This window comes from Rhizomicrobium sp. (assembly GCA_037200985.1).
Lineage (GTDB): Bacteria > Pseudomonadota > Alphaproteobacteria > Micropepsales > Micropepsaceae > Rhizomicrobium.
Map to the genome: position 1 here is coordinate 3,211,750 of JBBCGJ010000001.1, position 25,350 is coordinate 3,237,099.

Annotated in this window: 19 protein-coding genes and 1 tRNA gene; 3 read left to right on the top strand and 17 right to left on the bottom strand. The window is 67.2% G+C overall.

Annotated features, from left to right (window positions below):
- The 9 genes from WDN01_15690 to WDN01_15730 all read right to left on the bottom strand — a co-directional run bounded on the left by WDN01_15690 (position 1) and on the right by WDN01_15730 (position 7,809).
- The gene (locus WDN01_15690) at positions 1-1,023 is read right to left on the bottom strand and encodes an alkane 1-monooxygenase (protein ID MEJ0027467.1); all 1,023 of its coding nucleotides are present in this window, start codon (positions 1,021-1,023) and stop codon (positions 1-3) included.
- Between the two features lie 8 nt (positions 1,024-1,031).
- Positions 1,032-1,550: an isoprenylcysteine carboxylmethyltransferase family protein gene (locus tag WDN01_15695; protein MEJ0027468.1), complete on the bottom strand. Its 519-nt coding sequence runs from the start codon at positions 1,548-1,550 to the stop codon at positions 1,032-1,034.
- Positions 1,547-2,578 (bottom strand): hypothetical protein, encoded by a 1,032-nt coding sequence (locus tag WDN01_15700; protein ID MEJ0027469.1) that lies wholly within the window; start codon positions 2,576-2,578, stop codon positions 1,547-1,549. The genes WDN01_15695 and WDN01_15700 overlap by 4 nt, the downstream gene beginning before the upstream one ends.
- 107 nt (positions 2,579-2,685) lie before the next feature.
- On the bottom strand, positions 2,686-3,366 hold the full coding sequence (locus tag WDN01_15705) for an acyl-homoserine-lactone synthase (protein MEJ0027470.1): 681 nt from the start codon (positions 3,364-3,366) through the stop codon (positions 2,686-2,688).
- Positions 3,367-3,441: 75 nt separating this feature from the next.
- The gene (locus WDN01_15710) at positions 3,442-4,161 is read right to left on the bottom strand and encodes a LuxR family transcriptional regulator (protein ID MEJ0027471.1); all 720 of its coding nucleotides are present in this window, start codon (positions 4,159-4,161) and stop codon (positions 3,442-3,444) included.
- 57 nt (positions 4,162-4,218) lie between these two features.
- Complete coding sequence (locus WDN01_15715) at positions 4,219-5,106, bottom strand: phytanoyl-CoA dioxygenase family protein (GenBank protein ID MEJ0027472.1); 888 nt, start codon at positions 5,104-5,106, stop codon at positions 4,219-4,221.
- Between the two features lie 33 nt (positions 5,107-5,139).
- Positions 5,140-5,784 carry an acyl-homoserine-lactone synthase gene (locus WDN01_15720; GenBank protein MEJ0027473.1) on the bottom strand — a complete coding sequence of 215 codons (645 nt, stop codon included), beginning with the start codon at positions 5,782-5,784 and terminating at the stop codon, positions 5,140-5,142.
- Positions 5,785-5,862: 78 nt separating this feature from the next.
- Entirely contained in the window at positions 5,863-6,627 is a 765-nt protein-coding gene (locus WDN01_15725; GenBank protein MEJ0027474.1) for a LuxR family transcriptional regulator, read from the bottom strand.
- A 219-nt stretch (positions 6,628-6,846) separates the two neighbouring features.
- Positions 6,847-7,809 carry a zinc-binding alcohol dehydrogenase family protein gene (locus WDN01_15730; protein MEJ0027475.1) on the bottom strand — a complete coding sequence of 321 codons (963 nt, stop codon included), beginning with the start codon at positions 7,807-7,809 and terminating at the stop codon, positions 6,847-6,849.
- 132 nt (positions 7,810-7,941) lie between these two features.
- Here WDN01_15730 and pcaF point away from each other — a divergent pair, with 132 nt between their 5' ends.
- Together pcaF and WDN01_15740 are read left to right on the top strand one after the other, a co-directional pair.
- On the top strand, positions 7,942-9,156 hold the full coding sequence (gene pcaF / locus WDN01_15735; protein ID MEJ0027476.1) for a 3-oxoadipyl-CoA thiolase: 1,215 nt from the start codon (positions 7,942-7,944) through the stop codon (positions 9,154-9,156).
- 2 nt (positions 9,157-9,158) lie between these two features.
- Complete coding sequence (locus WDN01_15740) at positions 9,159-9,578, top strand: cupin domain-containing protein (protein ID MEJ0027477.1); 420 nt, start codon at positions 9,159-9,161, stop codon at positions 9,576-9,578.
- 32 nt (positions 9,579-9,610) lie between these two features.
- On the opposite strand, the gene WDN01_15745 is transcribed toward WDN01_15740, so the two are convergent.
- The 6 genes from WDN01_15745 to gltB form a co-directional block, all read right to left on the bottom strand.
- Complete coding sequence (locus tag WDN01_15745; protein ID MEJ0027478.1) at positions 9,611-10,741, bottom strand: acyl-CoA dehydrogenase family protein; 1,131 nt, start codon at positions 10,739-10,741, stop codon at positions 9,611-9,613.
- Positions 10,742-10,917: 176 nt separating this feature from the next.
- Positions 10,918-12,135, bottom strand: a complete 1,218-nt coding sequence (locus WDN01_15750) for an acyl-CoA dehydrogenase family protein (protein ID MEJ0027479.1) — start codon at positions 12,133-12,135, stop codon at positions 10,918-10,920.
- A 62-nt stretch (positions 12,136-12,197) separates the two neighbouring features.
- Positions 12,198-13,406 (bottom strand): acyl-CoA dehydrogenase family protein, encoded by a 1,209-nt coding sequence (locus tag WDN01_15755; GenBank protein ID MEJ0027480.1) that lies wholly within the window; start codon positions 13,404-13,406, stop codon positions 12,198-12,200.
- Between the two features lie 171 nt (positions 13,407-13,577).
- Positions 13,578-16,427 (bottom strand): insulinase family protein, encoded by a 2,850-nt coding sequence (locus tag WDN01_15760; protein ID MEJ0027481.1) that lies wholly within the window; start codon positions 16,425-16,427, stop codon positions 13,578-13,580.
- 219 nt (positions 16,428-16,646) lie between these two features.
- A complete protein-coding gene (locus WDN01_15765) occupies positions 16,647-18,098 on the bottom strand; it encodes a glutamate synthase subunit beta (protein ID MEJ0027482.1) in 1,452 nt (483 codons plus the stop codon).
- A 2-nt stretch (positions 18,099-18,100) separates the two neighbouring features.
- Positions 18,101-22,738, bottom strand: a complete 4,638-nt coding sequence (gene gltB / locus WDN01_15770) for a glutamate synthase large subunit (GenBank protein ID MEJ0027483.1) — start codon at positions 22,736-22,738, stop codon at positions 18,101-18,103.
- Positions 22,739-23,096: 358 nt separating this feature from the next.
- On the opposite strand from gltB, the gene WDN01_15775 reads away from it, so the two are divergent.
- A tRNA-Met gene (locus WDN01_15775) sits at positions 23,097-23,173 on the top strand.
- 187 nt (positions 23,174-23,360) lie between these two features.
- On the opposite strand, the gene WDN01_15780 is transcribed toward WDN01_15775, so the two are convergent.
- Complete coding sequence (locus tag WDN01_15780; GenBank protein MEJ0027484.1) at positions 23,361-23,747, bottom strand: hypothetical protein; 387 nt, start codon at positions 23,745-23,747, stop codon at positions 23,361-23,363.
- Between the two features lie 113 nt (positions 23,748-23,860).
- Positions 23,861-25,345: a histidine--tRNA ligase gene (gene hisS, locus WDN01_15785; protein MEJ0027485.1), complete on the bottom strand. Its 1,485-nt coding sequence runs from the start codon at positions 25,343-25,345 to the stop codon at positions 23,861-23,863.
- Positions 25,346-25,350: the final 5 nt, after the last annotated feature.

Consider the following 25,350-nt stretch of genomic DNA (forward strand, 5'->3'; position numbering starts at 1 on the left):
TCAGGCAGGTGCGTTGCTGATGCCAGTTTGAAGCTTTTGGACCGCTGGGTCCATGACGCGCCGCCACAGAGGCGGCACGAGCGCGAGAAGGATGCTGCCGGCATAGCCGGCCGGAAGCTCCGGCGCGGCGGCGACCCATTCCAGACGCTCGAACGACGATGCGGGCCGTGCGTGGTGGCACGAATGGCGGCCCATGTTGAAGATGAGCGCGTTGGCGAGCGCGTTGCTCGAGTTCCAGCTATGCGCCGCGGTGAACGGTTCGTGGCCCCGTCCCCGGCGCTTCCGCGTCAGGCCGTAATGGGCGATGTAGTTGAACAGTTCGAGCACGACGATGCCGACCGCGCTCTGGCCTGCGAACAGTCCGGCGCTGCGCGGCCCGAGCGTTGCTGCGATTGCGAAATAGAGCGCGAGCATCGCCGCGACGTCGCGGGCGATTCGGTTGTTCCAGATCGCGCCGCCATGCAGCCGCCGCGTCTCGAACCCCCAGGCATCGGCGAACTGCGCCGCGACGGTGCGCGGCAGGAAGGCGTAGAAGCTTTCGCCGAGCCGGGCGCTGGCCGGATCGTGCTCGGTCGCGGCCCAGCGGTGATGCCCGAAGATATGCGCGACGCGGAAATGGCGATAGCTCATGCCGGTGAGCATCACGAGGCCGAGGAACCGCTCCGCGCGGTCATGGCCGTGCACGAGTTCGTGCGCCGCCAGCACGCCGAACACGCCGGTCGTCACGCCGACCGATACGGCCAGCGCCGCGAAGCCGGCGGGGCCCGCGTCCCTCGCCACGACGACCGCCCAGCCGATCACGCCGAGCTGCACCGGCACGTAGAGATTGGGCAGCACCCGAAAGAGACGCACATCCTCCGCCACGGCCGGGCCCTGGCCGCGATCCGAGACGAGCTCGGCGCCGATCAGCGCCGCCAGCAGCGCCGCGACGGTGAGGAACGGTCCCCAGGGACCGACGAGATAGTAGAAAGCCGGAATCGACGCTGCGAAGAGGAACGGTCCGACGAAGCGCAGCGCTCCCATGGCGGGCCTCAACCCGTGCCGGCCGGCAGGCCGCGCCGCGCGGCGAGCGCGGTGTCCTCCTGGCGGATGCGCCAGGCGAGCATCAGGCCGTTCAGGATCGTGAAGACAACCGCGACACCGATCTCGCCGAAGGCGAGCGGCAGCGCCGCGATCTCGCCGGCCACGACGAGATAGTTGGGATGGCGCACGAAGCGATAGGGACCCTTGCGCACCAGGGGCGCCTGCTCGATCGTGATGATCCGCGTCGTCCAATAGGGACCGAGCGTGGCGATGACCCAGACGCGCGCCAGCTGCAGCGCGACGAACAGCGCCAGCGCCCACCAGTGGATCGTCGCATCGGGCGGCAGCAGCAGGACGATGGCGGTCAGCCAGGCGGCATGCAGCACGACGATCAGCGGATAATGCGCACGGCCGGCCTCGACCGCGCCCCGCGCCAGGAGCGCGCGCGTGTTGCGCTCGGCATAGGCGATCTCGACCAGCCGCTGCACGGCGACGAGGACGAGGACGATGTAGATCGCGAGCCTCACGGCCCGCCGATCGCCAGGAAGACGGCGGTGAAGCCGGGGCCGAGCGCGGTCATCAGCGTGCGCTGCTCGCGCCATTTCATGCGTTCCAGCACGAACAGCGCCGTCACCGCCGACATATTGCCGAAGGCGCGCAGGATGGCGCGGCTGTCCACCAGATCGCCGCGCTGGATGCCGAAGGCATCCTCCAGCGCATCGAGCACCTTGGCGCCGCCCGGATGGCAGGCGAAGCGGTCGAAATCGCAGAGCGAGAGCCCGTTCGCTTCCAGATAGCCGTGCAGGATCGGCTTGAAGTCGTTGGCGACGAGGGAGGGGATGCTCTGGGAGAAAATCGCCTTCAGCCCGTCGTCCTGCACATCCCAGCCCATGATGCCGAGCGAATCCGGCCAGGTGTATTCGCCGCTCGCGCCCACCTTCGGCCCGTCGCCCTCGGTCGAGAGGATTGCGCCGGCGGCGCCGTCGCCGAACAGCGCGGTCGCCACGATGTTGCTCTTGGACGTATCGTCCTTGCGGAAGGTCAGGGCGCAGAGCTCGACCACCAGGAACAGCACCTTGCTGCCGGGATAGGCCCGGGCGAGCTCGGCGGCCCGCGAGAGGCCGACCACGCCCCCGGCGCAGCCCAGCCCGAAGATCGGCAGCCTGCGGACATTGCGCCGCAGATCGAGCCGTTCGATCACCAGCGCGTCGAGGCTCGGCGTGGCGATGCCGGTGGTGGAGGAGACCACGATGGCGTCGATGTCCTCGCGCCCCAGGCCGGCCTCGTCCAGCAGCGCGCCGGTCAGCGTCTCGAACAGGTCGACGGCGTTCTCGATGTAGAGGGCGTTGCGGTCGGTCCAGCCATGCGGCTGGCTGTACCAGTCGATCGGAACGCAGGAATAGCGCCGTTCGATGCCGGTATTCTCGAACACCGGCATCAGCCGGGTCATGTCGCGGTGCCCCTCGAACAGCGCCGCGGCGCGTACGGAGACGTCTGTCTGGTTCAAGACATAGGGCGGGACGGCACTTTTCAAAGCCAGCAAACGTGCCTGCATCGTCACTCCCGGGTCACGGATCGCGGCCCATCCGGGCGTGAGTATAGCGACTGGCGAGCGAAAGGCTACGCGAGGAGATTTTACGTCCTAACCGCGACAGGGCGGTACTATTCGGCGGCTTCCAGCGGCCGCGCGGGAATCCGCGCCGGCGCGAGTTCCAGCGGATCGCCCGCCCGTGCGCCGACATAGTAAATAAGGGGCTCGTAGACATCGAGCGCCAGCCGGACGGCATCCAGCGCCGTCTGGTCGACGGTCGCCGCGACCGCGACCTGCTTGGTGCCGTCGCGCTCCACCGCCAGGCCCAGCGGCTTGATATCGACGCCCATCACGAGGTTGCGGAACAGAAGGTCGGTGGGCATCAGGGTGGTGAATTTCTCGCAGCCGGCGCGCACGCAGAACTCGAACAGGCCGACCAGGAGGTTCTTGCGGGCGGTCTCCATCTGGGCGCGGCCGAGCCCCTTCTCGTCGACGATGGCGCGGCTGAGCTCCAGGATCCGCGCGCCGCGCTGCACGCCGCGGACCGCGCACAGATGCGGCACCGCGTCGGCGAAGACATGCGGCCCCGTCGTCGGCAGGAGGCGCGCGGCGCCGCGCACCCTGCCCCCATCCTCGGTCAGGAGCAGATAGATGGCGTCGGCGGTATCGAAGCGGTCGGTCTGCAGCCCGTCGCGCCGGCGCAGGCGTTCGATGCCCCTGTGCTCCACCAGCACGCGATGCCTGAGGCGATACATGTCGCGCAGCGGCGCTTCGTAGAGCAGCGCGTTGCGGCTGGTCACCACTTCGATCATCGGGCGCCGTCCCAGGGAGCGGCGGGGAGGCTCGCGCCCCGCCCGCGTCCCGTCATCCCCCCGGTATGAGGGGGATCAGGCGGTGATCTGCTTGGTGAAGATGGCGACCGCCACGGCCTGAGCCCGCGTCGTCGCGTTGAGCTTGATGAGCGCGTTCTGGACGTATTCGTGCACCGTCTGCTCGGCGATGGCGAGGATCTGCGAGATTTCCCAATCGGTCTTGCCGGCCGCCACCCAGGAGAGGCATTCGCGCTCGCGGCGCGTCAGCCGCGGGCTGTGCGGCGGCGGCGCGTCCTTGGCGCGCAGGCGCTCGAGCTTGGCGTGGAAATAGATCGAGCCGATATGCAGGCACATCTCTTCGAGCTTGCCCAGCTCGTAATGCTCGGCGCCCATCGAGATGGCGATGACGAACCCCTCGCGGCTGTAGATCGGCAGCGCGAAGCCGTCCTTCATGCGGAATTCGTTGGCTTCCTCGAAGATGCGGGCGCCGGTCTTGTTGCTGGCGGTCTGCGCTTCGCTCCAGCGCACCGGCTCGTTGCGCCGCATGAGCTGCGCCGCCACCGGATCGACGAAAAAATACTTCCGCGACATCCAGTGGTTCAGCCACTCCTCCGGCCAGGTCGTCGCCCACAGCCGGTCCTCGCGCTGCATGGCGGGATGGTCCCGGTTGCCCGCCATGAAATAGAGCATTCCAAACTTGCCGATCAGGCTCTGATAGGAGTCGACCAGCGTCGGGATGTCATCCTTGCGGTCGATCTCCTCGATGAAATCAAACGTCGCGTTCGTGAGAAGCATAGTTGATATCTTGCACTCGCCTCGGCCGCCGGTCCGCCGGCAGGTACCCGCTTCGAGTCAGCCTAACACAGAGCCTGTACGCTGGCGCGCCTTGAATTCCGCGATCAGCTCCGCCTGATCCGCACGCAGACCATCGACCGAATGCAGATATTCCGGCACCTCGTCCTGCAGCAGCACGGACGGGCTCTGCCCCTCATAGTTGCCGAGGTTCGGACGATGCATCCGATAGCCCGCCAGGGCCGCCAGATCCGGAGGAAATGTCCGCGCGATTTCAGGCGGATAGACCAGCCACTGGTTCTCGAAGGGTTTCAGCCATCCCAGGCTGTAGCTGATGATCATGCCGGCCCGCGGCGCCGCGGTGATGTTGGCTCCGGCGCCATGCATCGTCGAGCCGAGATAGACCAGGGCGTCGCCCGGGTTCATTTCGGCCGCGATCGCCTCGCCGCGGTCGATGATGTTCTCGTCCTGCCGGCGATGGCTGTTCGGCCAGATCAGCGTGGCGCCGTTCTCCTTCCGATAGGGCGTGAACGGCCACATGATGTTGATCAGATATTCGATCTCGCCGATCGGTCCGCGCCACATGTCCTGGTCGCGGTGCGGGACCTGCTCCCATTCGCCCGGCCAGATCTCCAGCGCCTGCGTCAGATTGAGCTGGATGCTGTCGCAGAACGGGCCGAGAAGCGTCTGCGCGATGTCCAGGATCAGAGGCTGCTGGACGAACGCCGCCGCATGGGCGGAGCGCTTGAGCAGGCCGCCGAACCTCTTGGTGTGGCTGCCGTAGAATTCGCCTTCGCAGAAGGGCGTCCTTTCGAAGCGATCCTTCAGGTCGTTGTGGATCGCCTGGACCTTGGACTTGGGCATGATGCCGGGAACGATACAGTAGCCCTGTTCCCGTATCTCTCCGATCCAGTCGGAGAGCCGGGGTTCGGCGAATGCGACGGACATGGTTCTTCCACCCGTTGGAAATTGAGGGAGAGTCTATGCGGCCTTCGCGGCGGTCGTGGCCGCGGCGTGCCCGACGGCGTCGAGCTCGAGAATGGGATGGCGCCAGCCCATCCGCATGCGCAGAAGCTGCAGCGTCGCGGGCGATATCTTGATCAAGAGCGCGCCGACCGTCTCGCCGTTGACCTCGCGCGGCAGGCCGAGCGGCTCGCATTCCCAGCCGACCGCCATGATGGTCGACAGGAAGGCCGGGACGGCCAGGCAGGTGTAGCGCGTGATGCCGTAGAGCAGCGCCAGTTCGACCATGCCGATCGCCAGGCGGCTCTGCACCATGAAGGAATCGCGGCCGCGCAGATGGGTCGCGGCGCAGAAGCGGGTGATCTCCCAGATGTCGTCGCCGACCGGAACGCCGTCGTCGCACACCATCGGGAAGACTTCGCTCAAAAGGTGCGGCTTGGTGGTCGGCAGGAGCCGCACCGAGCCCAGATGCGTCTGCTTGGTCTCGTCGAGCACGACGAGATAGGTCGCGTCGGGGGTGTCGAACTGGTCGATCTCATGCTCGCCGTCGACCGGGATGTTCCATTTCAGGTTGTCGACGAAAATCTTCTTGCGGTCGCGATGCATGGCCTCGACCGCTGGAACGTATTTGTGGCGATTGTTGGCGTTGATGACCTGGACCATGGAGCGTCTCCCTCGGGCTGAGGCCGGGAGAGTTGCACCAACGGGCGCCGCGCCGCCTTCCCCTAGTTAGGGGAGGCGTCAGTTCACGAGATCGGCGAACGCCAATTGGCTGTCGAACAGCGCGCGGACGACGAGCTGCATGCGCGTCGCGACCTCGTATTTGCGCTTGGCCTCTTCCATGTGCTGGTGGACGGTCTGGTCGCTGATGCCGAGGATCTGGCCGACGTCGCGGTCGCTCTTGCCGCGTCCGGCGAGCACGACGCAGTCGAGCTGGCGGCGCGTCAGCTTCGGCTTGGCCGTCGTCTGGATCCTGGTCTGCGCCGTCTGGGCGCGGCGCTGGACGAGGCGGCGGGCCGCCTCGAACGCGAAGCAGCCGACATAATGCGCGGCGGGCAGCGCGTGTTCGGGAACGTCGCGGCCGGTGCGGGTGCTGAACGAACAGGCGCCGGTGTGCTCGCCCGGCACATGGATGGGAACGGTGAACCCGCCGCCCAGACCAGCATCCTGGGCCGACTTCAGGATTTCCTGCTGGCGGCCGGTCAGCTTGACGATGCGCGACACTTCGGACCACACGAAAGGCGCGGCCGATTTCTCGCAGGCGACGAGCACCGGATCGTCCGAAAAATATCCCCTGCGGTCGATCTGATCGGCCCATGCCTGCGGAAAGTCGAACAGGTAAACCACGTCGCCATTGGTCTGATAGATGTTCACATGGTGGACCAGCGCGAAATAGTCGAACCCCAGCGTCTGCACGATGCCTTCCAGCAGACTGCGAAGCTCCTTCACCTCCGTGATTCGATTGGCTTCGCGAACGAACGCCTGCACGTCTTCGACCAAACTCATATACGCCTCCACCGAGCCCATAGGGCTCCGCGATGTTCCAGCATCGCCGGGATGTCCGACACGAGCCTGCCCCATGGGCTCAATATATGCAGCGCCCCTCGCGCGAGACGAGTCCTTTCGCCCGCTCGTCGCAGGGCGCCCGCCGGGCAGCATAAGTACTGTTGAATCAGAGCCTTACGGACTGGGGACAACCGGAGCGGAACGGCGATTGCCGAACGCTCAAGGAATAAGGAGAACTCGGCCCACAGCTTTTCTGCTTTCGATGTAAGCGTGTGCCGCCGCCGCCTGCGAAAGCGGGAATGTCTTGTCGATAACGACTCGCAACGATCCAACGGCAACTTCGTCCACCAAACCCTGAATCATGTCGTGCACGCGATCGGTCGCGAGTTCCGCACCGAGAAAGACGCCGGTGAGGCTCCGGTTTCCGACCATGAGCGAGCCGACATCGACACGCATCGGCTCGCGTCCCGCGGCGCCGACCATCGACACCCGGCCGCGATAGCCGAGCGACAGGAGCGATCCCTGCAGCGTCGACCCGCCGACCGGATCAACGACCAGATCGACGCCCTTGTTGTCCGTGATCGTCATCACGGCCTGCACGACGTCGGAGGTCTTGTAGTTGATGCCGTGATCGAGGCCGAGCGGCTTCAGCTTCTCGAGCCGCTCGTCGCTGGAGGCGGTGGCGAGCACGCGCGCGCCGGCGCGCTTGGCGAGCTGGATCGCCGCGACGCCGACGCCGGAGGCGCCGGCCTGCACCAGCACGGTCTCGCCGCGCTTGAGGCGGCCGAACTCGAACAGGCAGTCATGCGCCGTGCCGAACGGCACCGGGACCGCGGCGGCAAGCCTGACATCGGCACCCTTGGGAATCTTCCACGCCGTGCGCGCCGCGACCGAGCGCAGCTCGGCATGGCTGCCGTTGAAGCCGGTGGTCACCGCCTTGTCGCCGATCTGGAAATCGGTGACGTCGGCGCCGACCGCGACGACTTCGCCCGCCGCCTGGTAGCCGACGACATGCGGCACGGTCATCAGGGGACCGCCCTGGCGGTTCAGCGTGTCGCCGCCCTCGATCGACACCGCCTCGACGCGGATGACGATGCCGTTCGGCATCACCTGCGGATCGGGGACGTCTTCGTATTTCAGGACGGAGGGCGGACCGTTCTCGTAGTAGACGGCGGCTTTCATGGCGTTCTCCCGATGGCGTTTGCGCGAAGGCTAACGCGGTCCGGCCAGAGCGGCAATTCCGCGGGCAAACGCGTGTTTGGCGAAGGTGGCGGCCTTGGCTAAGTTGGTCCAATAAGCCATCGGGAAAACGCCATGTCCGCTCTCAAAGATGCCTATATCTGCGATGCCGTGCGCACGCCCATCGGGCGCTATGGCGGCGGCCTCGCCTATGTGCGCACCGACGATCTCGCGGCGCTGCCGATCAAGGCCCTGATGGCGCGCAACGGCGCGGTGGATTGGGCCAAGGTGGAAGAGGTCTATCTCGGCTGCGCCAACCAGGCGGGCGAGGACAACCGCAACGTCGCGCGCATGGCGGCGCTGCTCTCCGGTCTGCCGGAGACGGTGCCGGGGACGACGATCAACCGGCTCTGCGCCTCGGGTCTCGACGCGGTGGGCTCGGCGGCGCGCGCGGTGAAGGCGGGCGAGATTTCGCTCGCCATCGCCGGCGGCGTCGAATCGATGACGCGCGCGCCCTTCGTGATGGGCAAGGCCGAGAGCGCCTTTCCCCGCGCGGCGGAGAACCACGACACGACGATCGGCTGGCGCTTCGTCAATCCGAGGATGAAGGCGGTATACGGCACGGATTCGATGCCGGAGACCGGCGAGAATGTCGCCGAGGCTTATCGGATATCCCGCGCCGACCAGGACGCCTTCGCGCTGCGCAGCCAGCAGAAGGCCGGCCGCGCCATCGCAAGCGGATTTTTCGCGGAGGAGACCGTCGCCGTCGAAGCCAAGGACGGCAAGGGCAAGCCCATGCCGTTCACCGCCGACGAACATCCGCGCCCGCAGACCACGGCGGAGGATCTCGCCCGGCTGAAGACGCCGTTCCGTAATCCCGGCACGGTGACGGCGGGCAATGCCTCGGGCGTGAACGACGGCGCGGCGGCGATGATCATTGCTTCCGAAGACGCAGCGAAGAAGAACGGGTTGACCATCCGCGGCCGCGTGCTGGGCATGGCGACAGCGGGCGTGGCGCCGCGGGTGATGGGCGTCGGGCCGGTGCCGGCGACGGAGAAGCTGCTGGCGCGCCTCGGACTCAAGATCGGCGACTTCGACGTCATCGAGCTGAACGAGGCCTTCGCCAGCCAGTCGCTGGCGGTGCTGCGCGGGCTGGGGCTGCCCGACGACGCCGATGTCGTGAACCCGAATGGCGGCGCCATCGCGCTCGGCCATCCGCTCGGCATGAGCGGGGCGCGGCTGGCGCTGACCGCGCTGCATCAGCTAGAGAAGACCGGCGGCCGGCGCGCGCTGGCGACGCTGTGCGTCGGCGTCGGCCAGGGCGTCGCGCTGGCGATAGAGAGGGTCTGACCATGCGAAATCTTGCCTTTGCGGCGGCGTTCGTCTTCGTCACCGGCGCGGCCATGGCGGCCGACGCGCCCAAGGTGACGGCGGTACCGGTCTTTCGCGGCAACACGACGATCACCGGCCAGCCCATCGTCGTGCCGGACAAGCCGGATGTGGCGGTCTCCATCGCGACGTTCCCGCCGGGCGCGACGCTGCCGGAGCACCAGCATCCCTATCCGCACTATGTCTATGTGCTGGAAGGCGTGCTCACGGTGGTCAACACGCAGACCGACAAGACCTTCGAGGTCAAGGCGGGCGCGTTCATCGCCGAAATGCAGAGCACCTGGCACTACGGAGTCAACAAGGGCTCGGTGCCGGTCAAGCTGCTGATCATCGACCAGGTGCCGGCGGGCACCACGAGCAACGTGGTGCCGAAAGCGCAATAATTTCCTCCCCCGCTGTTGCGGGGGAGGAAAGTCTAATATCCCAATAACGTCGCGTAGCGGTCGCGGTGGTAGGACGAGCCGCCGAAGGTCGCTTCCTGGGCGCGGGCGCGCTTGAGATAAAGACCCGCGTCATGCGCGTCGGTCATGCCGATGCCGCCATGCATCTGCACCATCTCGTTGGAGACGAGGTGCACCAGATCGCCGACCTTGGCCTTGGCCAGCGAGGCAAGCTGCGCCACGTCGTTGGCGTCGCGGTCGATGGCCGACAGGGCGCCCTCGACGCAAGAGCGCGCCAGCTCCAGATCGGTGAACATCTTGGCGGCGCGGTGCTGCAGCGCCTGGAAGGTGCCGATCTTCTGGCCGAACTGCTCGCGGGTCTTGAGATAGTCGAGCGTCACCTCGAAGGACTGCATCGCCTGGCCGAGCATCTCGGCGGCAAGGCCGGCGCGGGCACGGTCGAGCGTTGTTTCCAGGATGCCGCCGCCTTGGTTCGACGTGCCGAGGACGTCGCCCTGGACGTCCTGGAACGTCAGATTGGCATAGCCGCGGCTGTCGACGGTCTTCAGCTTCTGGCGCGTCAGGCCGGACGCCTTGCCGTCGACCAGGACCAAGGTGATGCCGCCCTTGTCGCCGGGTTTTCCGCTGGTGCGCGCCGCGACGATGATCAGGTCCGCCGTGCCGCCGTCGAGCACGAAGGTCTTCTTGCCGTTCAGCATCACCTTGCCGTTGCCGCCGTCGGTGCCGGCCAGCGCGATCTTCTCCGGCGCATGATGCGGGCCTTCGTCGACGGCGAGCGTCGCGATCAGCTTTCCTTCGGCGATGGCGGGCAGGTATGTCTGCTTCTGCGCATCCGAACCGGCGAGCAGCAAGGCCGTCGTCGCGGTCAGCGCGGTCGAGATCAAGGGCGACGCCGTCAGCGTGCGGCCCGTCTCCTCCAGCACTAGGCCGAGGGTGAGATAACCCAGCCCCACGCCGCCGAATTCCTCGGGCACGAGGATGCCAGCCCAGCCCAGCTCGGCCATCTCCCGCCACGCGGCGCGGTCGAAGCCGTCTTCGTTGTCGCTGTCGCGCAGCTTGCGGAAAGCGGTGACGGGCGATTTTTCCTGCACCCAGGATTTCGCGGCGTCGCGGATGAGCGTCTGTTCTTCGTTCAGGACTGCCATGTTCGTTCTTCCCTAGCGTTCGTACCCGATTTCATTTTCCTCCCCCATTGTTATGGGGGAGGTGGCGCGAAGCGCCGGAGGGGGCCAGCCCCGAGCGAGCCCCCTCCGCTTCGCTCGCAAGTGCTCGCTCAGCACCTCCCCCATAACAATGGGGGAGGAAAAGTGCGGATCGCGTCTCACTGATGATCCAAGAGGCCAAGGATGCGCTTGGCGATGATGTTGTTCTGGATCTCCTGGCTGCCGCCATAGATCGTCGTGGCCTTGCCGCCGAGCCAGCCCCGCACCGTATCGAGCTCGCCGCGGCTGAAGCCTTCGCCGTCCCAGCCCAGCCCCTGATGGCCCATCATCTCGATCAGGAGCTCGGAGCGCTCCTGGCCGATGCGCGAGCCGGCGTTTTTCATGATAGAGGTCGTCGCCGACGGTCCCTGGTTGCCCTTGGCCTCGGCTTGGGCGCGCAGCACGGTGAGCATGAAGGCGCGGCTGTCCATCAGGTGATTGGTGATCCGGGCGCGTAGATCGGCGTCGGCGATGCGGCCGTTGTCGTTCGCGCCGGCATAGGCCTTGGCGACCTGGTCGAGCGTGCGGGTCTCGCCGCTGCGGCCGAGCCCGGCGGCGCTGCCGATATTGCCGCCCAGGCCGGCGCGCTCGAACTGCAGCAGGCGCTTGCCGATGGTCCAGCCGCCGTTGAGCGGGCCCATCAGGTTCTCCTTCGGCACCTTCACGTCGGTGAAGAAGGTCTCGCAGAAGGGCGAGTTGCCGCTGATCAGCTTGATCGGCCGCACTTCGACGCCTGGCGACTTCATGTCGATCAACAGGAACGAGATGCCCTCGTGCTTCTTCGTGTTGTCGGTGCGCACGAGGCAGAAGCACATGTCGGCATATTGCGCGCCCGAGGTCCAGATCTTCTGGCCGTTGACCAGGAAGTGATCGCCCTTGTCGACGCATTGCGTGCGCAGGGCGGCGAGGTCGGAGCCGGCGCCGGGCTCGCTATAGCCCTGGCACCACCACGTCGTGCCCTGGACGATGCCCGGGACGTATTTCTTCTTCTGCTCTTCCGAGCCGTATTCCAGCAGCGTGGGGCCGAACATCATCACGCCCATGCCGCCGATCGGATTGAAGGCGCCGATGCGGGCCAGCTCCTGGCTCACCACGCGCGCCTGCGCGGTCGAAAGCCCGCCGCCGCCATATTGCTTCGGGTAGGTGGGCGTGCCCCAGCCCTTCTCGCCCATCGCCTTCTTCCATCGGGCGAAGTCGCCGCCGCCGGCCGGGCCGCCCTCGCCCGCCATCATCGCGCCCTTGCCCTTCAGCGACGGGGGGAAATTCTCCTCGATCCATCGGCGCGCCTCGGCGCGGAACGCCTCCAGGTCGGTATCGATGTTTTCAGCCGCGCTCATGCGTAATTCCTCCGGTTTGGCGATCGCGAGAGGGCATTTCTATTCGCTGCCCGTCCTCTTGTTCATTGATGATCCATCAGGCCCAGCACGCGCTTGGAGATGACGTTCAGGTTCACTTCCGACGTGCCGCCCTCGATGGAATTGCCCTTGGCGCGCAGCATGGCGCGCATCGCGGCGATCTCTTCGGGCTTGTAGGCCTCGCCCTCCCAGCCCAGCGCCTGGGTGCCCAGCGCCTCCACCATCAGCTCGGTGCGCTCCTGGTTTATCTTGGCGGCGGCGTATTTGATGATCGAGGTCGCGGCCGAAGGACCCTTGCCCTGCTTGGACTCTTCTTCGGCGCGGCGCACGGTCAGCGCGAAGGCGCGCGCCTCCATCTTGTGCGCCGTGATGCGGCCGCGCAGGTCGGCGTCCGCGATCTTGCCGTCGTCCCTGCCGATATGGTCGAGCGCGGCATGTTCGAGATCGTAGCCGCCGCTGCCGCCGCCGAAGCCGCCCGCCGAGATGTTCTGGCGCTCGTATTGCAACAGGCGCTTGGCGATGTCCCAGCCGCCATTGAGCTTTCCGACCAGCTGGCTCTTGGGCACTTTCACGTCGGTGAAGAAGGTCTCGCAGAACGGCGACTGGCCGCTGATCAGCTTGATCGGCCTGGGCTCGACGCCCGGCGACGCCATGTCGAACAGGAGGAACGAGATGCCTTCGTGCTTTTTCGTGTTATCGGTGCGCACGAGGCAGAAGATCCAGTCCGCCTTGTCGGCATAGGAGGTCCAGATCTTCGAGCCGTTGACGAGATAGTGGTCGCCCTTGTCGACCGCCTGGGTGCGCAGGCCCGCGAGGTCGGAACCGGCGCCGGGCTCGCTATAGCCCTGGCACCAGCGGATCTCGCCCTTCACGATCTGCGGCAGGAAGCGCTTCTTCTGTTCTTCGTCGGCGTATTCGAGCAGCACCGGCCCCAGCATCCAGATGCCGAAGGACATCAGCGCGGGACGCGCTTTCAGGCGGCCGAGTTCCTGTTGCAGCACGCGGGCTTCGGCGTTCGAAAGCCCGCCGCCGCCATAGTCTTTCGGCCAGGTCGGCGCGGTCCAGCCTTTCGCCGCCATGCGGTCGAGCCAGAGCTTCTGCTCGGGATTCTTGAACCTGGCCTTGGCGCCGCCCCAGATGGAATCGTCGTCGCCCTCCGTCACCGACAGTTCGGCGCCGCCGCGCATCGAGGGCGGACAATTGGCCTCCAGCCAGGCGCGCGTTTCGCTTCGGAACGTCTCGAGATCGCTCATCGTCCTCACCAGTCCGGGCACGTATGTCCCGATGCGGGCGGCCCGGTGCGCTTGGACTCTAGCGGGCCGGCCCGGCGCCTTCCATACCGGCGCTTCTAAAAATAGGCGCTACCATGGGGCGCCGCCGCGGGTCCATGGTGACGCAGCGACAGGTTTGCCGTGCGGCGGCGGTTAGGGCGCCAGGACGGGCGGCGTGAAGCCCTGCGGAACCACGACGACGCGCCAGGCATGCGCGTCCTTGAGCCAGTCCTGCGCGGCCGTCTGCACGTCGGCGGCCGTCACGCTCTGAAGATCGGGAACGGTGGAGCGGATGACGTCGAGCAGGCGCGGATTCACCTGGGAACCGCCGAGCAGCGAGAGCCAGTATTCGTTGGTCTGCTGCTGGCGCTGGATATCCTCGATGCGCGGGCCGCGGCCGCGGTTCAGCTCGTCCTCGCCGACCGGCTTGTCGCGCAGATCGGACGCGACCGCGTCGGCCGCGGCATAGAAATTCGCCAGCTTGTCCGGCGGAAGCTGCGCCAGCGCGTAGAAATAGCCATAGGTCTTGGACTCCATCGCGGAGACCGTCGCGGCGCCGGGCGTGTAGGTGATGCCTTCGCGGGTGCGCAGATCGTCGAGCAGGCGCTGCGAGAAGATCTCCGACAACACGCGCAAGGTGCGCTGCAGCTTCATGTCGGGCAGGAAGCCCTGCGTCGGCCAGGCGATCATGGCGATCGCCTGGTTGGGCGCGCCGTGATGCGCCAGCACGACGGGCTGCGCCGCCGGACCGGGAAAACGCTCGTCGCCCATCGCCGGACCGTCCGGCGCCGGGCGCGGCGGCAGCGCGCCGAAGGTCGTCGCCACCGCATGGATCGCGGCATCGACCGTGGTGTCGCCGACGACGGTCACGTCGATCGGGCCGGACTGCAGCGCGTCGGCCAGCAGGGCCTTGGTCTGGCCCAGCGTCGTGGCGGAGACCGCGGCCGCATCCGGCTGGCTCCAGCGCGGATCGCCGTCATGGATCAGCCCGGCGAAGGCGTGGCCGAGCACGCCGTTGGGCGACGCCTGCTGCTCCACGAGGCTGGTCGCGTAGGCGGCGCGGGCCTGGTCGAAGGCCTGCGGCGACCACGCGGGATCGGTGACATAGGCGGCGAGCACCTGCATCTCCGCGTCGAGATCGGCGGCGCGCGCCTGCCCGGTCAGGAGAAAGGCATCGTCGGCGGCGCCGAGCGTGGCGCCCCACATCTTGTCGGCCATGCGCTTCTGCAGATCGTCGATGCTGTATTTGCGCAAGCCTCCCTGCACGAAGGAGCCGCTGAGCGCCCAGGCCGGCGCGATGCGGTCGCGCGGCAGGCCCAGCCGGCCCTTGCCCAGCCGAACGCTCATCAGGATCTCGCCGACATGAAACTTGGTCGGCTTGACGGTGAGCAGCACGCCATTGTCGAAGCGGACATAGGTGACGCCGAACTCGTCCACCGTGCGCGTCGCGGCGACGGTGCCGGGCTTGCCGAAATCGCCATAGGGCCAGGGCGGCAGGGCCGCCTGGGCGCGCGCCGCGAACGGCGCGGAATCGGCCTTGGCGATCGTGGCCTTCACGCCGGCCTCGCCGCCGGGCAGGGGCGCGGCGGCGCTGGCGAAATAGAGCGGCCCGTCGCCGCCGAAGACGAATTTCAGCGCCTCGTTGACCTTGGCGAGCGTCAGGTCCCGCACCACCTCTTCGTAAAGTTCGAGGTCGGAGGACGGCGCGGTGAACACGGTGCGTTCGTCGACGGCGCGCAGCAGCGCGTTGATGATCTGGGGCGACGGCGTGGTGTCGGCGGCGGCGGCATTGCCCTGGAAGAAGGTGCGGAACTGGGCGACGATCTGGTCGACCTCGTCCTGGCGCACGCCGTTCTGCACCGCCTCGCGCCACGCGGTTTCGGCGGCGCTGAGCCCGTCATCCGGCTGGCCGCTGCGATAGCTCACCACGATATTGGTGGTGTCGGCGATGGTGGCGGTGTGGTCGTGGCTGGCCGAGGCGTTGACGAAGGGCGGATTGGCGCCGTGCGACAGCACGGCCAGGCGCTGGTTCAAGACGCCGAGCGCGATGAAGCGGACGACGTCGCGCGCCTCGTTCGCCTTGTTGTCCGGCGAGCCGTCATAGGGCCGCAGCCAGCTGAAGATGAGATAGGGCTGCGAGCCCGCCTCGGCGAACAGCCGGACCGGATCGGGATGGTGCAGCGGCGGGGCGTATTGCACGGCGGTGCGCGGCGCCGCCTTCGCCGTCCAGTCCGCGAACAGGGCCTTGATCTTGGCTTCCACCTCGCCGGGATCGACGTCCCCGACGATCAACAGCGTGGCGCGCTCCGGCCGGTACCAGGCTTCGTAGAACCCGCGCACCAGCTTGTCGGTCGCATGCGCGACGATGCTCTCCTTGCCGATCGGCATCAGGGCCGCGGCCGCGCGGTCGCCATAAAGGAACGCCCAGTCGGATTTCTGCAGGTGCTGGATCGGCACGTCGCGCAGATGCGCCTCGGCCAGCACGACGTTGCGCTCGGTGTCGAGCGCGGCCTGGGAGAGGGTGAGGTTGCTGGCGATCTCGCGCATCAGCGTCAGCGCGGTATCGACCGACGCCGCGTCGTTCTTGGGCATGTCGAAGGCGTAGACGGTCTGCGTCGCGGCGGTGAAGGCGTTGGTGTCGGCGCCGAAGGTGAGGCCCAGGCTCTGCAGCTTCTTGACCATGTCGCCGTCCGGGACATGGGCCGAGCCGCGGAACGCCATATGCTCCAGCATATGGGCGATGCCCTGTTCGTTGTCGCGCTCCATCAGCGAGCCGGCGCCGATGCGGAAGCGCAGCGACACCGCGCCCGTGGGCGTGGCGTTGCGCTTGATCGCATAGCGCATGCCGTTGGGCAGCGTGCCGAAGCGGACCGAGGCGTCGGCCGGCAGATCGCTGGCGGTCTGCGGCCAGGGCTGCGACGGCGGCGTCGCATAGGCGGCAGGGCTTGCGAGGATGAGAAAGGCGAGAAGTGCGCGGAGCATCCAGCGCGAAGGAAAGGTCATGCGTGTCCTTGGGGGCACTGCCACAGACGTTGGCGGAGGGGAGGATTGTCAGCGCCGCCGCCGCCGGGTCAAGCCCGGGAGGGTTAATTCAGCGAAGGAATAGCGCGTTGGAATCGGCTTTTTCTTGTAGATTTATACGTTGTCTTGTCCGCGCAGGCGGGCATCCCGGCGACCGGGTCCGACTGGCCTGGAATGGATTTCGCCAAAGCCGGCCGCGCCTTAGCGCGGCAGTTCCGACGCGCCCATGAGGAATTCGTCCACCGCGCGGGCGCATTGGCGGCCCTCGCGGATCGCCCAGACCACCAGCGACTGGCCGCGCCGCATGTCGCCGCAGGCGAACACCTTCTGCACGCTGGTCTTGTAGTCGAGCGTGTTGGCCTTGACGTTCCTGCGCGCGTCGAGCGCCACGCCGGATTGCTCTACCAGCCCGTTATGGCGCGGGCAGACGAAGCCCATCGCGAGCAGGACGAGATCGGCCGCGAGCTCGAAGCCGCTATCCGCGATCTCCTTCATCTGGGTGCGGCCGTCGGCGCCCTTGACCCATTCGACGCGGACGCATTCCAGCGCCACGATGCGGCCGTCCTCGCCTCGCGCGCGCTTGGCCAGCACCGACCAGTCGCGCAGCGCGCCTTCCTCATGGCTCGACGAGGTCCGCAGCTTGAGCGGCCAGTCGGGCCAGGTGAGCGCCTTGTTCTCCTTCTCCGGCGGCCGGGGCATGATCTCGAGCTGGACGATCGAGGCGGCGCCCTGGCGGTTGGAGGTGCCGATGCAGTCCGAACCGGTGTCGCCGCCGCCCATCACGATGACGTGCTTGCCCTTGGCGCTGATCGTCCCCGCCGGCGCCGCCTTCTTCTCCGGGTCGCCGGCGACGCGCTTGTTCTGCTGGGTGAGGAAATCCATCGCGAAATGGATGCCGTCGAGCGCGCGGCCCTCGATCTCCAGGTCGCGCGGCAGCTCGGCGCCGCCGGCCATGACCACCGCGTCGTAATCCTGGTGCAGCATCGCCACCGACATGCCGGCGCCGACCTCGACGCCCGGGCGGAAGGTGACGCCTTCGGCCTCCATCTGGCGCAGGCGCCGGTCGACGGGATGCTTCTCCATCTTGAAATCGGGAATGCCGTAGCGCAGCAGCCCGCCGATGCGGTCGGACTTCTCGAACACCGTCACGCCATGGCCGGCGCGCGCGAGCTGCTGGGCGCAGGCGAGGCCCGACGGTCCCGAGCCGACAACGGCGACGTTCTTGCCGGTCTTGGCGCCCGGCGGCTGCGGCTGGATCCAGCCTTCCTCCCAGCCGCGATCGACGATCTGGCATTCGATGGTTTTGATGGTGACCGGATTGTCGTCGATGTTCAGCGTGCAGGAGGCTTCGCACGGCGCCGGGCAGACCCGGCCGGTGAATTCGGGGAAGTTGTTGGTCGAGTGCAGGTTGTCGAGCGCCGCCCGCCACTGGTCGCGATAGACCAGGTTGTTCCAGTCGGGGATCTGGTTGTTGACCGGGCAACCGTTGTGACAATAGGGGATGCCGCAATCCATGCAGCGCGACGCCTGCTTGACGACCTCCGGGTAAGCCAGCGGCTTGACGAATTCGCGATAATTGTGCGTGCGCTCGGCCGGCTTCTCATAGCCGCGCTCGTGCCGTTCGACGGTGAGGAATCCGGTGGGGTTCGCCATGGCTATTCCGCCGCCACGGCGCGCAGCGACGCCTTTTCGCGGTTGAGATCGGCCAGCGCCTTGGCGTAGTCGGTCGGCAGCACCTTCACGAAGCGCGGCAGCGCCGCGTCCCAATTGTCGAGGATATGCTGCGCCCGCGCGCTGCCGGTGTGGAGCAGGTGGCGCTCGATCAGGATGCGCAGGCGCTCCGCGTCGAAGCGCAACGGATCGCCCATGCCGGAATCGGCGGCGCTGACCGAGCGCTGGCGCGGCGAACCTTCCTCATCGCCGCCGCTCGCGGGCGCGATCTTTTCGAGTTTCACCATCGCCGTGTTGCAGCGTTCGGCGAACGTGCTCTCGTCGTCGTAGACATAGGCGATGCCGCCCGACATGCCGGCGGCGAAATTGCGCCCCGTCGCGCCGAGCACGGCGACGACGCCGCCGGTCATGTATTCGCAGCCGTGATCGCCGGTGCCTTCGACCACCGCCACGGCGCCGGAATTGCGCACCGCGAAGCGCTCGCCCGCCACGCCCTCGAAATAGGCCTCGCCCGCGATGGCGCCATAGAGCACGGTGTTGCCGACGATGATGTTCTGCGTCGGCTCGCGCCGCGTCGGCTTGGGCTGGCGCACCACGACGCGGCCGCCGCTGAGCCCCTTGCCGACATAGTCGTTGCCGTCGCCGGTGAGCTCCAGGCTCACGCCGCGCGAGAGAAACGCGCCGAAGCTTTGCCCCGCCGTGCCGGTGAAGCGCACGACGATGGTGTCTTCGGGGAGGCCCGCATGGCCGTGGCGGCGCGCCACCTGGCCCGACAGCATCGCGCCCACCGTGCGGTCGAGATTGCGGATGGTGCGCTCCAGCCGCACCGGCTGGCCGCTTTCGATGGCGGGCTTGGCCGCGGCGATCAGGTCGCGGTCGAGCACGGTCTTGAGGTTATGGTTCTGCTGCTCCACCTGATAGATCGCGATGCCGGGCTTCGGGACAGGCTGATAGAGCAGCCGCGACAGGTCGATGCCCTTGGCCTTCCAGTGCTCCACCGCCTTGACCATGTCGAGCTTATCGGTGCGGCCGATCATCTCGCGCAGGGTGCGGAAGCCGAGCCTGGCCATGATCTCGCGCAGCTCTTCGGCGACGAAGAAGAAGAAGTTGATCACATGCTCCGGCTGGCCGGTGAAGCGCTTGCGCAGCACCGGGTCCTGTGTGGCGACGCCGACCGGACAGGTGTTGAGATGGCATTTGCGCATCATGATGCAGCCCGCCGCGATCAGCGGCGCCGTGGCGAAGCCGAACTCGTCGGCGCCGAGCAGCGCGCCGATGGCGACGTCGCGCCCGGTGCGAAGTCCGCCGTCGACCTGCACCGCGATGCGGCCGCGCAGGCCGTTCAGCACCAGGGTCTGCTGGGTCTCCGCAAGGCCGATCTCCCAGGGCGAACCGGCATGGGTCAGCGAGGTGAGCGGCGAGGCGCCGGTGCCGCCCTCATAGCCGGAGATCGTCACATGGTCGGCGCGGCATTTGGCGACGCCGGCCGCGACGGTGCCGACGCCGACTTCCGATACCAGCTTGACCGAGATGCGGGCTTCTTCGTTGACGCTCTTCAGGTCGCGGATGAGCTGCGCCAGGTCCTCGATCGAATAGATGTCGTGATGCGGCGGCGGCGAGATCAGCCCGACGCCCGGCGTGGCATGGCGCACCTTGGCGATGTTCTTGTCGACCTTGTGGCCGGGAAGCTGGCCGCCCTCGCCGGGCTTGGCGCCCTGCGCCATCTTGATCTGGATGTCGTCGGCGTTGACGAGATATTCGGTGGTGACGCCGAAGCGGCCCGAGGCGACCTGCTTGATCTTCGAGCGCATCGAATCGCCGTTGGGCAAGGGCTTGTAGCGGTCGGATTCCTCGCCGCCCTCGCCCGTGTTCGAGCGCCCGCCGATTCTGTTCATGGCAATTGCAAGAGTCGTATGCGCCTCGCGGGAGATCGAGCCGAAGCTCATCGCGCCGGTCGAGAAGCGCTTGACGATCTCGGCCGCGGGCTCGACCTCCGACAGCGGGATCGCCTTGTCGGCGTATTTGAACTGCATCAGGCCGCGGATGGTCAGCAGCCGCTCGCTCTGCTCGTTGATGCTCGCGGCGAAGGCCTTGAAATCCTCCACGACATTGCCGCGCACCGCGTGCTGCAGCTTCGACACCGATTCCGGCGTCCAGGCATGGTCCTCGCCGCGCAGGCGGAAGGCATAATCGCCGCCGACGTCCAGCATGCCGCGGTAGATCGGATTGTCGCCAAAGGCGTCGCGATGGCGGCGCACGCAGTCCGCCGCGATCTCCTTGATCCCGATGCCTTCGATGGTCGTCGCCGTGCGGGTGAAATATTTCTCCACGAAGTCGGAGGAGAGCCCCACCGCGTCGAAGATCTGCGCCCCGCAATAGGACTGGTAGGTCGAGATGCCCATCTTGGACATCACCTTCAATATGCCCTTGCCGATCGCCTTGATGTAGTTCTTCTGCACCTCATAGGGCGTGAGCGACAGGCCGCGCTGCACCCGGATCTGCTCCAGCGTCTCGAAGGCGAGATAGGGATTGATCGCCTCGGCGCCGTAGCCGGCGAGCGCGCAGAAGTGATGGACCTCGCGGGCTTCTCCCGTCTCCAGGACGAGGCCGGTCTGCATGCGCAGGCCCAGCCGCACCAGATGATGATGCACGGCCGCCACCGCGAGCAGCGCCGGCACGGCAATGCGCTCCGCCGACACGGCGCGGTCCGACAGGATCAGGATGTTGGAATCGAGCAGGACGGCGTTGACCGCCTCATTGCAGATGCGCTCCACCGCGCGTTCGAGCCCGGCGGCGCCTTCGGCGACGTCCCAGGTCGTGTCGATGGTCGCGGTGCGGAAGGCGCCGTCCAGCAGCGTCTCGATGCTGCGGACCTTTTCGAGATCGGCATTGGTCAGCACCGGCTGGTGCACTTCCAGCCGCTTATGCGTTCCCGCCTGGCGGCCATAGAGGTTCGGCCGCGGCCCGATCATCGACACCAGGCTCATCACCAATTCCTCGCGGATCGGATCGATCGGCGGATTGGTGACCTGGGCGAAATTCTGCTTGAAGTAATTGTAGAGCAGCTTGGGCTTCCTGGAGAGCACGGCCAGCGGCGTGTCGGTGCCCATCGAGCCGACGGGGTCCTCGCCCGCAAGCGCCATCGGTTCGAGGAAGAACTGGATGTCTTCCTGCGTATACCCAAACGCCTGCTGCCGATCGAGCAGCGCCGCGGGATCGTTCGACGGCGCAGTTTGCTCTTCGGGAAGGTCGAGCTCTTCGAGCTTGAACTGGGTGCGCCGCAGCCATTCCTCATAGGGCTTGGCGTCGGCGAGGGTACGCTTGATCTCCTCGTCTTCGATGATGCGGCCCTCTTCGAGGTCGATCAGCAGCATCTTGCCGGGCTGCAGCCGCCATTTGCGCACGATCTTCTCGTCCGGCACCGGCAGCACGCCGGCTTCGGAGGCCAGGATGCAGACATCGTCGTCGGTGACGATGAAGCGCGCGGGACGAAGCCCGTTGCGGTCCAGCGTGGCGCCGATCTGGCGTCCGTCGGTGAAGGCGATGGAGGCCGGGCCGTCCCACGGTTCCATCAGCGCCGCGTGATATTCGTAGAAGGCGCGGCGGTTCGCATCCATCTGCTTGTTGCCGGCCCAGGCCTCCGGGATCAGCATCATCACCGCATGGGCGATGGGATAGCCGCCCGCGATCAGCAGCTCGAGCGCGTTGTCGAGGCTCGCCGTGTCGGACTGGCCGTGCGGGATCAGGGGCCACATCTTGTCGAGATCGGCGCCGAGCAGGTCGGATTCCATCGTGCGGCGGCGCGCGTTCATCCAGTTGACGTTGCCGCGCACCGTGTTGATCTCGCCGTTATGGGCGATGAAGCGGTAGGGATGGGCGAGCTTCCAGGACGGGAAGGTGTTGGTGGAGAACCGCTGATGCACCAGCGCCAGCGCCGACTTGGTCAGCGGGTTCTTCAGATCCACATAAAAGCGCCCGACATCGGGCGCGAGCAGCAGGCCCTTATAGACCACGGTGCGCGTCGAGAAGGACGGCATATAGAACTGCGCGATGGACGGCAGCCGGTGCTTCCTCGCCAGGTCCTGGAGCGGGTTCTGGGTCTGTTTGCGGATGGCCAGCAGCTTGCGCTCGAACGTGTCCTGGTCCTTCACCTCCGGCCCATGGGCGACGATCGCCTGGCGGATCAGCGGCATCTGCTCGATGACCGTCTTGCCGAGGCCGGTGGGATCGGTCGGCACGTCGCGCCAGCCGATCAGCCGCTGGCCCTCGTTCTTGATGAAGCGCTCGAACTGTTTGACGACGATGTCGCGCGCCTTCTGCTCGGGCGGCAGGAAGCACATCGCGACCGCGTAATGGCCGGGGCCCGGCAGGGTCACGCCCGCACCTTTGGCCCAATCGCGCAATAAAGCGTCAGGGATCTGAATGAGGCAGCCGGCGCCGTCGCCGACCAAAGGGTCCGCGCCGACCGCGCCGCGATGGTCGAGATTTATGAGGAGCTGCAGGCCTTGAGCAATGATTTCATTGGATTTTTCGCCCCTGATGTTGGCCACGAAGCCGACACCGCACGAGTCATGCTCGTTGCGGGGGTCGTAAAGACCCTGTCTCGGCGGCAGTCCCAGCATCGGCGTTCAAATCCAAACCCAAGGGCACAGAGCAATCAAACTGCTCATTCCAGGGTCCACTAGATCATAAATTGCCGGGAGGCAAAATGCGAAAATGCCGCGCTGCAGCACATAGCTGTTGACCGCGCGGCGCCTGCCTGCGGACCGCGCCGCGTCGCGGCCAGGCGTTGGCGGGCGCCGCGGCAGCCGCAGGCTTTATTCTCCGCCTGTTCGGCCATCGCGGGCATCGCGGCCGGGTGGATCGCAGAGCGGTCCGGACGGCCGGTTTCCGTTCGGCGGTGCGGCTGGTTTTCGGGGTGGACAGGGTATGGACGATGGCCTATATCCGCGCACCCTTCGTGCAAGCGAGGGGCCATGACGCGGGGTGGAGCAGCCCGGTAGCTCGTCAGGCTCATAACCTGAAGGTCACAGGTTCAAATCCTGTCCCCGCAACCAATGTGAGCCCACGATCTTAGGCCCGGCCCTTCGCCGGGCCTAAGTCGTTCTTGGGCGAACATTGCCCCCGCGAAGGCGGGGGCCCACGACGCCGATCGGTCCCCAGCTTCATCTCCGCGATCACAAGTTCAAATCGTCCGGCGCGGTCGCGCCGGACCCGACGCAGGCGGGCCTATGCCGGAATTCGCTACGGCGTCGCCTTGGCCGTGAGGCGGATCTCGACGCGCTGGTCGCCGACCACGCCCGCGTCCATGCCGTCATCGGCGATCGAGGAGCGCGCGATCAGCGCGGTGTCGACGCCATCGGCGACCAGCGCGTCGCGGACGGCGGCGAAGCGCGGCTGGCTCAGATGAGGATCGCTGCCCGACGACACGCCGGCGCCGATCGTCACCGCGGCCGGATGCGTGTGCTTGATGTCGACGGCCGCCTGATCCACGATCTTCTTCGCGTCGGTCGCAAGCTCGGTGCTGCCCTTGGGAAAATAGACGACATAGACCGACGGCACGTCGCGCGAAAAAACCGCGCATCCGCCGAGGCAGGCGAGCGCCATCACACCGATGAATCGATACCGCATATGTCCCCACTCGGTCCGGATGGACCTGATGGGATGGGAACCATCGAAGGGTGCAAGAGTTCCGCGGCCGGTCCCGGCCGGCGAAGATTCTTCGCTGCGGGGATCGCCGGGCGCTAGGACCGCGCGAGGATTTCCCGCACGCTTTGCAGCAGATCGGCCCGTTTCACCGCCTTCTGCGCGCGCGCCGTCCAGTCTTCCTTGGTCTTGGCATCGGCCGCGCCCTGGGCGCCGAGCGCCAGGTCGCGGATCGTGACCTCGCCCTTGGCGCGCTCGTCGCTGCCCTCGATGATCGCGATGGGGGCGCGGCGGCGATCGGCGTATTTTAGCTGGGCCCGCATGCCGCTTTCGCCCAGATAGAGCTCGGCCGCGATGCCGGCATTGCGCAATTCGCTGACCATCGCCTGGTAGCCGGGCAGCGCCGCCTTATCGAGCACCAGCACGACGACGGGCGCGCGGTCGGCGCCCTCCGGAACGATGCCGCGCGCTTCGAGCACGTCGGCGAGGCGCGAGACGCCGATGGAGACGCCGGTCGCCGGCACCTTGCGGCCGAGGAAGCGCTCGACCAGGCCGTCATAGCGCCCGCCGCCGCCGACCGAACCGAACTGGACCGGCCGTCCTTCGTCGTCGCGCGTCTCGAAGGTGAGCTGCGCCTCGAACACGGGGCCGGTGTAATAGGCGAGCCCGCGCACCACGCTGGGATCGATCGCGACGCGGCTATCGCCGAAGCCGGCGGCGGTGAGGATCGCATCCATCTGCGCCAATTCGGCGACGCCTTCCTCGCCGGTCCGGCTGCCGGCGACCAGCCCGGCCAGCGCGGCGCAGGACTGGGCGCGACTGGCCGCGCCCGCGCTCAGAAAGCCCAGCACCCGGTCGATGCCGGCGCGCGCCAGATCGGCGCCCGGCGTGAAATCGCCCGACTCGTCCTTGCGGCCCTTGCCGAGCAGGAGCGCCACGCCGTCCGGCCCCAGCCGGTCCAGCTTGTCCATCGCGCGCAGCACGGTGCCGCGCTGTTCTTCGCCGCTTTCGTCGTTCGGAATGCCGATGAGTTCGAGCACGCCGTTCAGGATCTTGCGGTTGTTCACCTTGACGACATGCTCGCCGTCTTTCAGCCCGATGGCGTTCAGCGAATCCGACACCAGCATGCAGAACTCCGCGTCCGCCGCCATCGAGGCGGTGCCGACCGTGTCGGCGTCGAACTGGATGAATTCCCGGAAGCGGCCCGGACCCGGCTTCTCGTTGCGGAACACCGGGCCGGTCTGGAAGCGGCGATAGGGCAGCGCGATGCGGTTGATGTTCTCGGCGACATAGCGCGCCAGCGGCGCGGTCAGGTCGTAGCGCAGCACCAGCCATGGCGCCTTCTCGTCTTCCGCGCCGTCGCGGAAGAAGAAGACGCCGTCATGCGGCCGGTCCTTGTCGGGCAGGAATTTGCCCAGCGCGTCGGCATATTCGACGATGGGCGTGCTCAGCCGCTCGAAGCCGTAGCGGGCATAGACCTCGGCCAGCCGGCCGACCAGCCATTCGCGCCGCGCCAGCTTGGGCCCGCCGATGTCCTGGAAGCCGCGCGGCAGTTCGGCGGCGGGGCGGGGGCTATCGGTCACCTTGT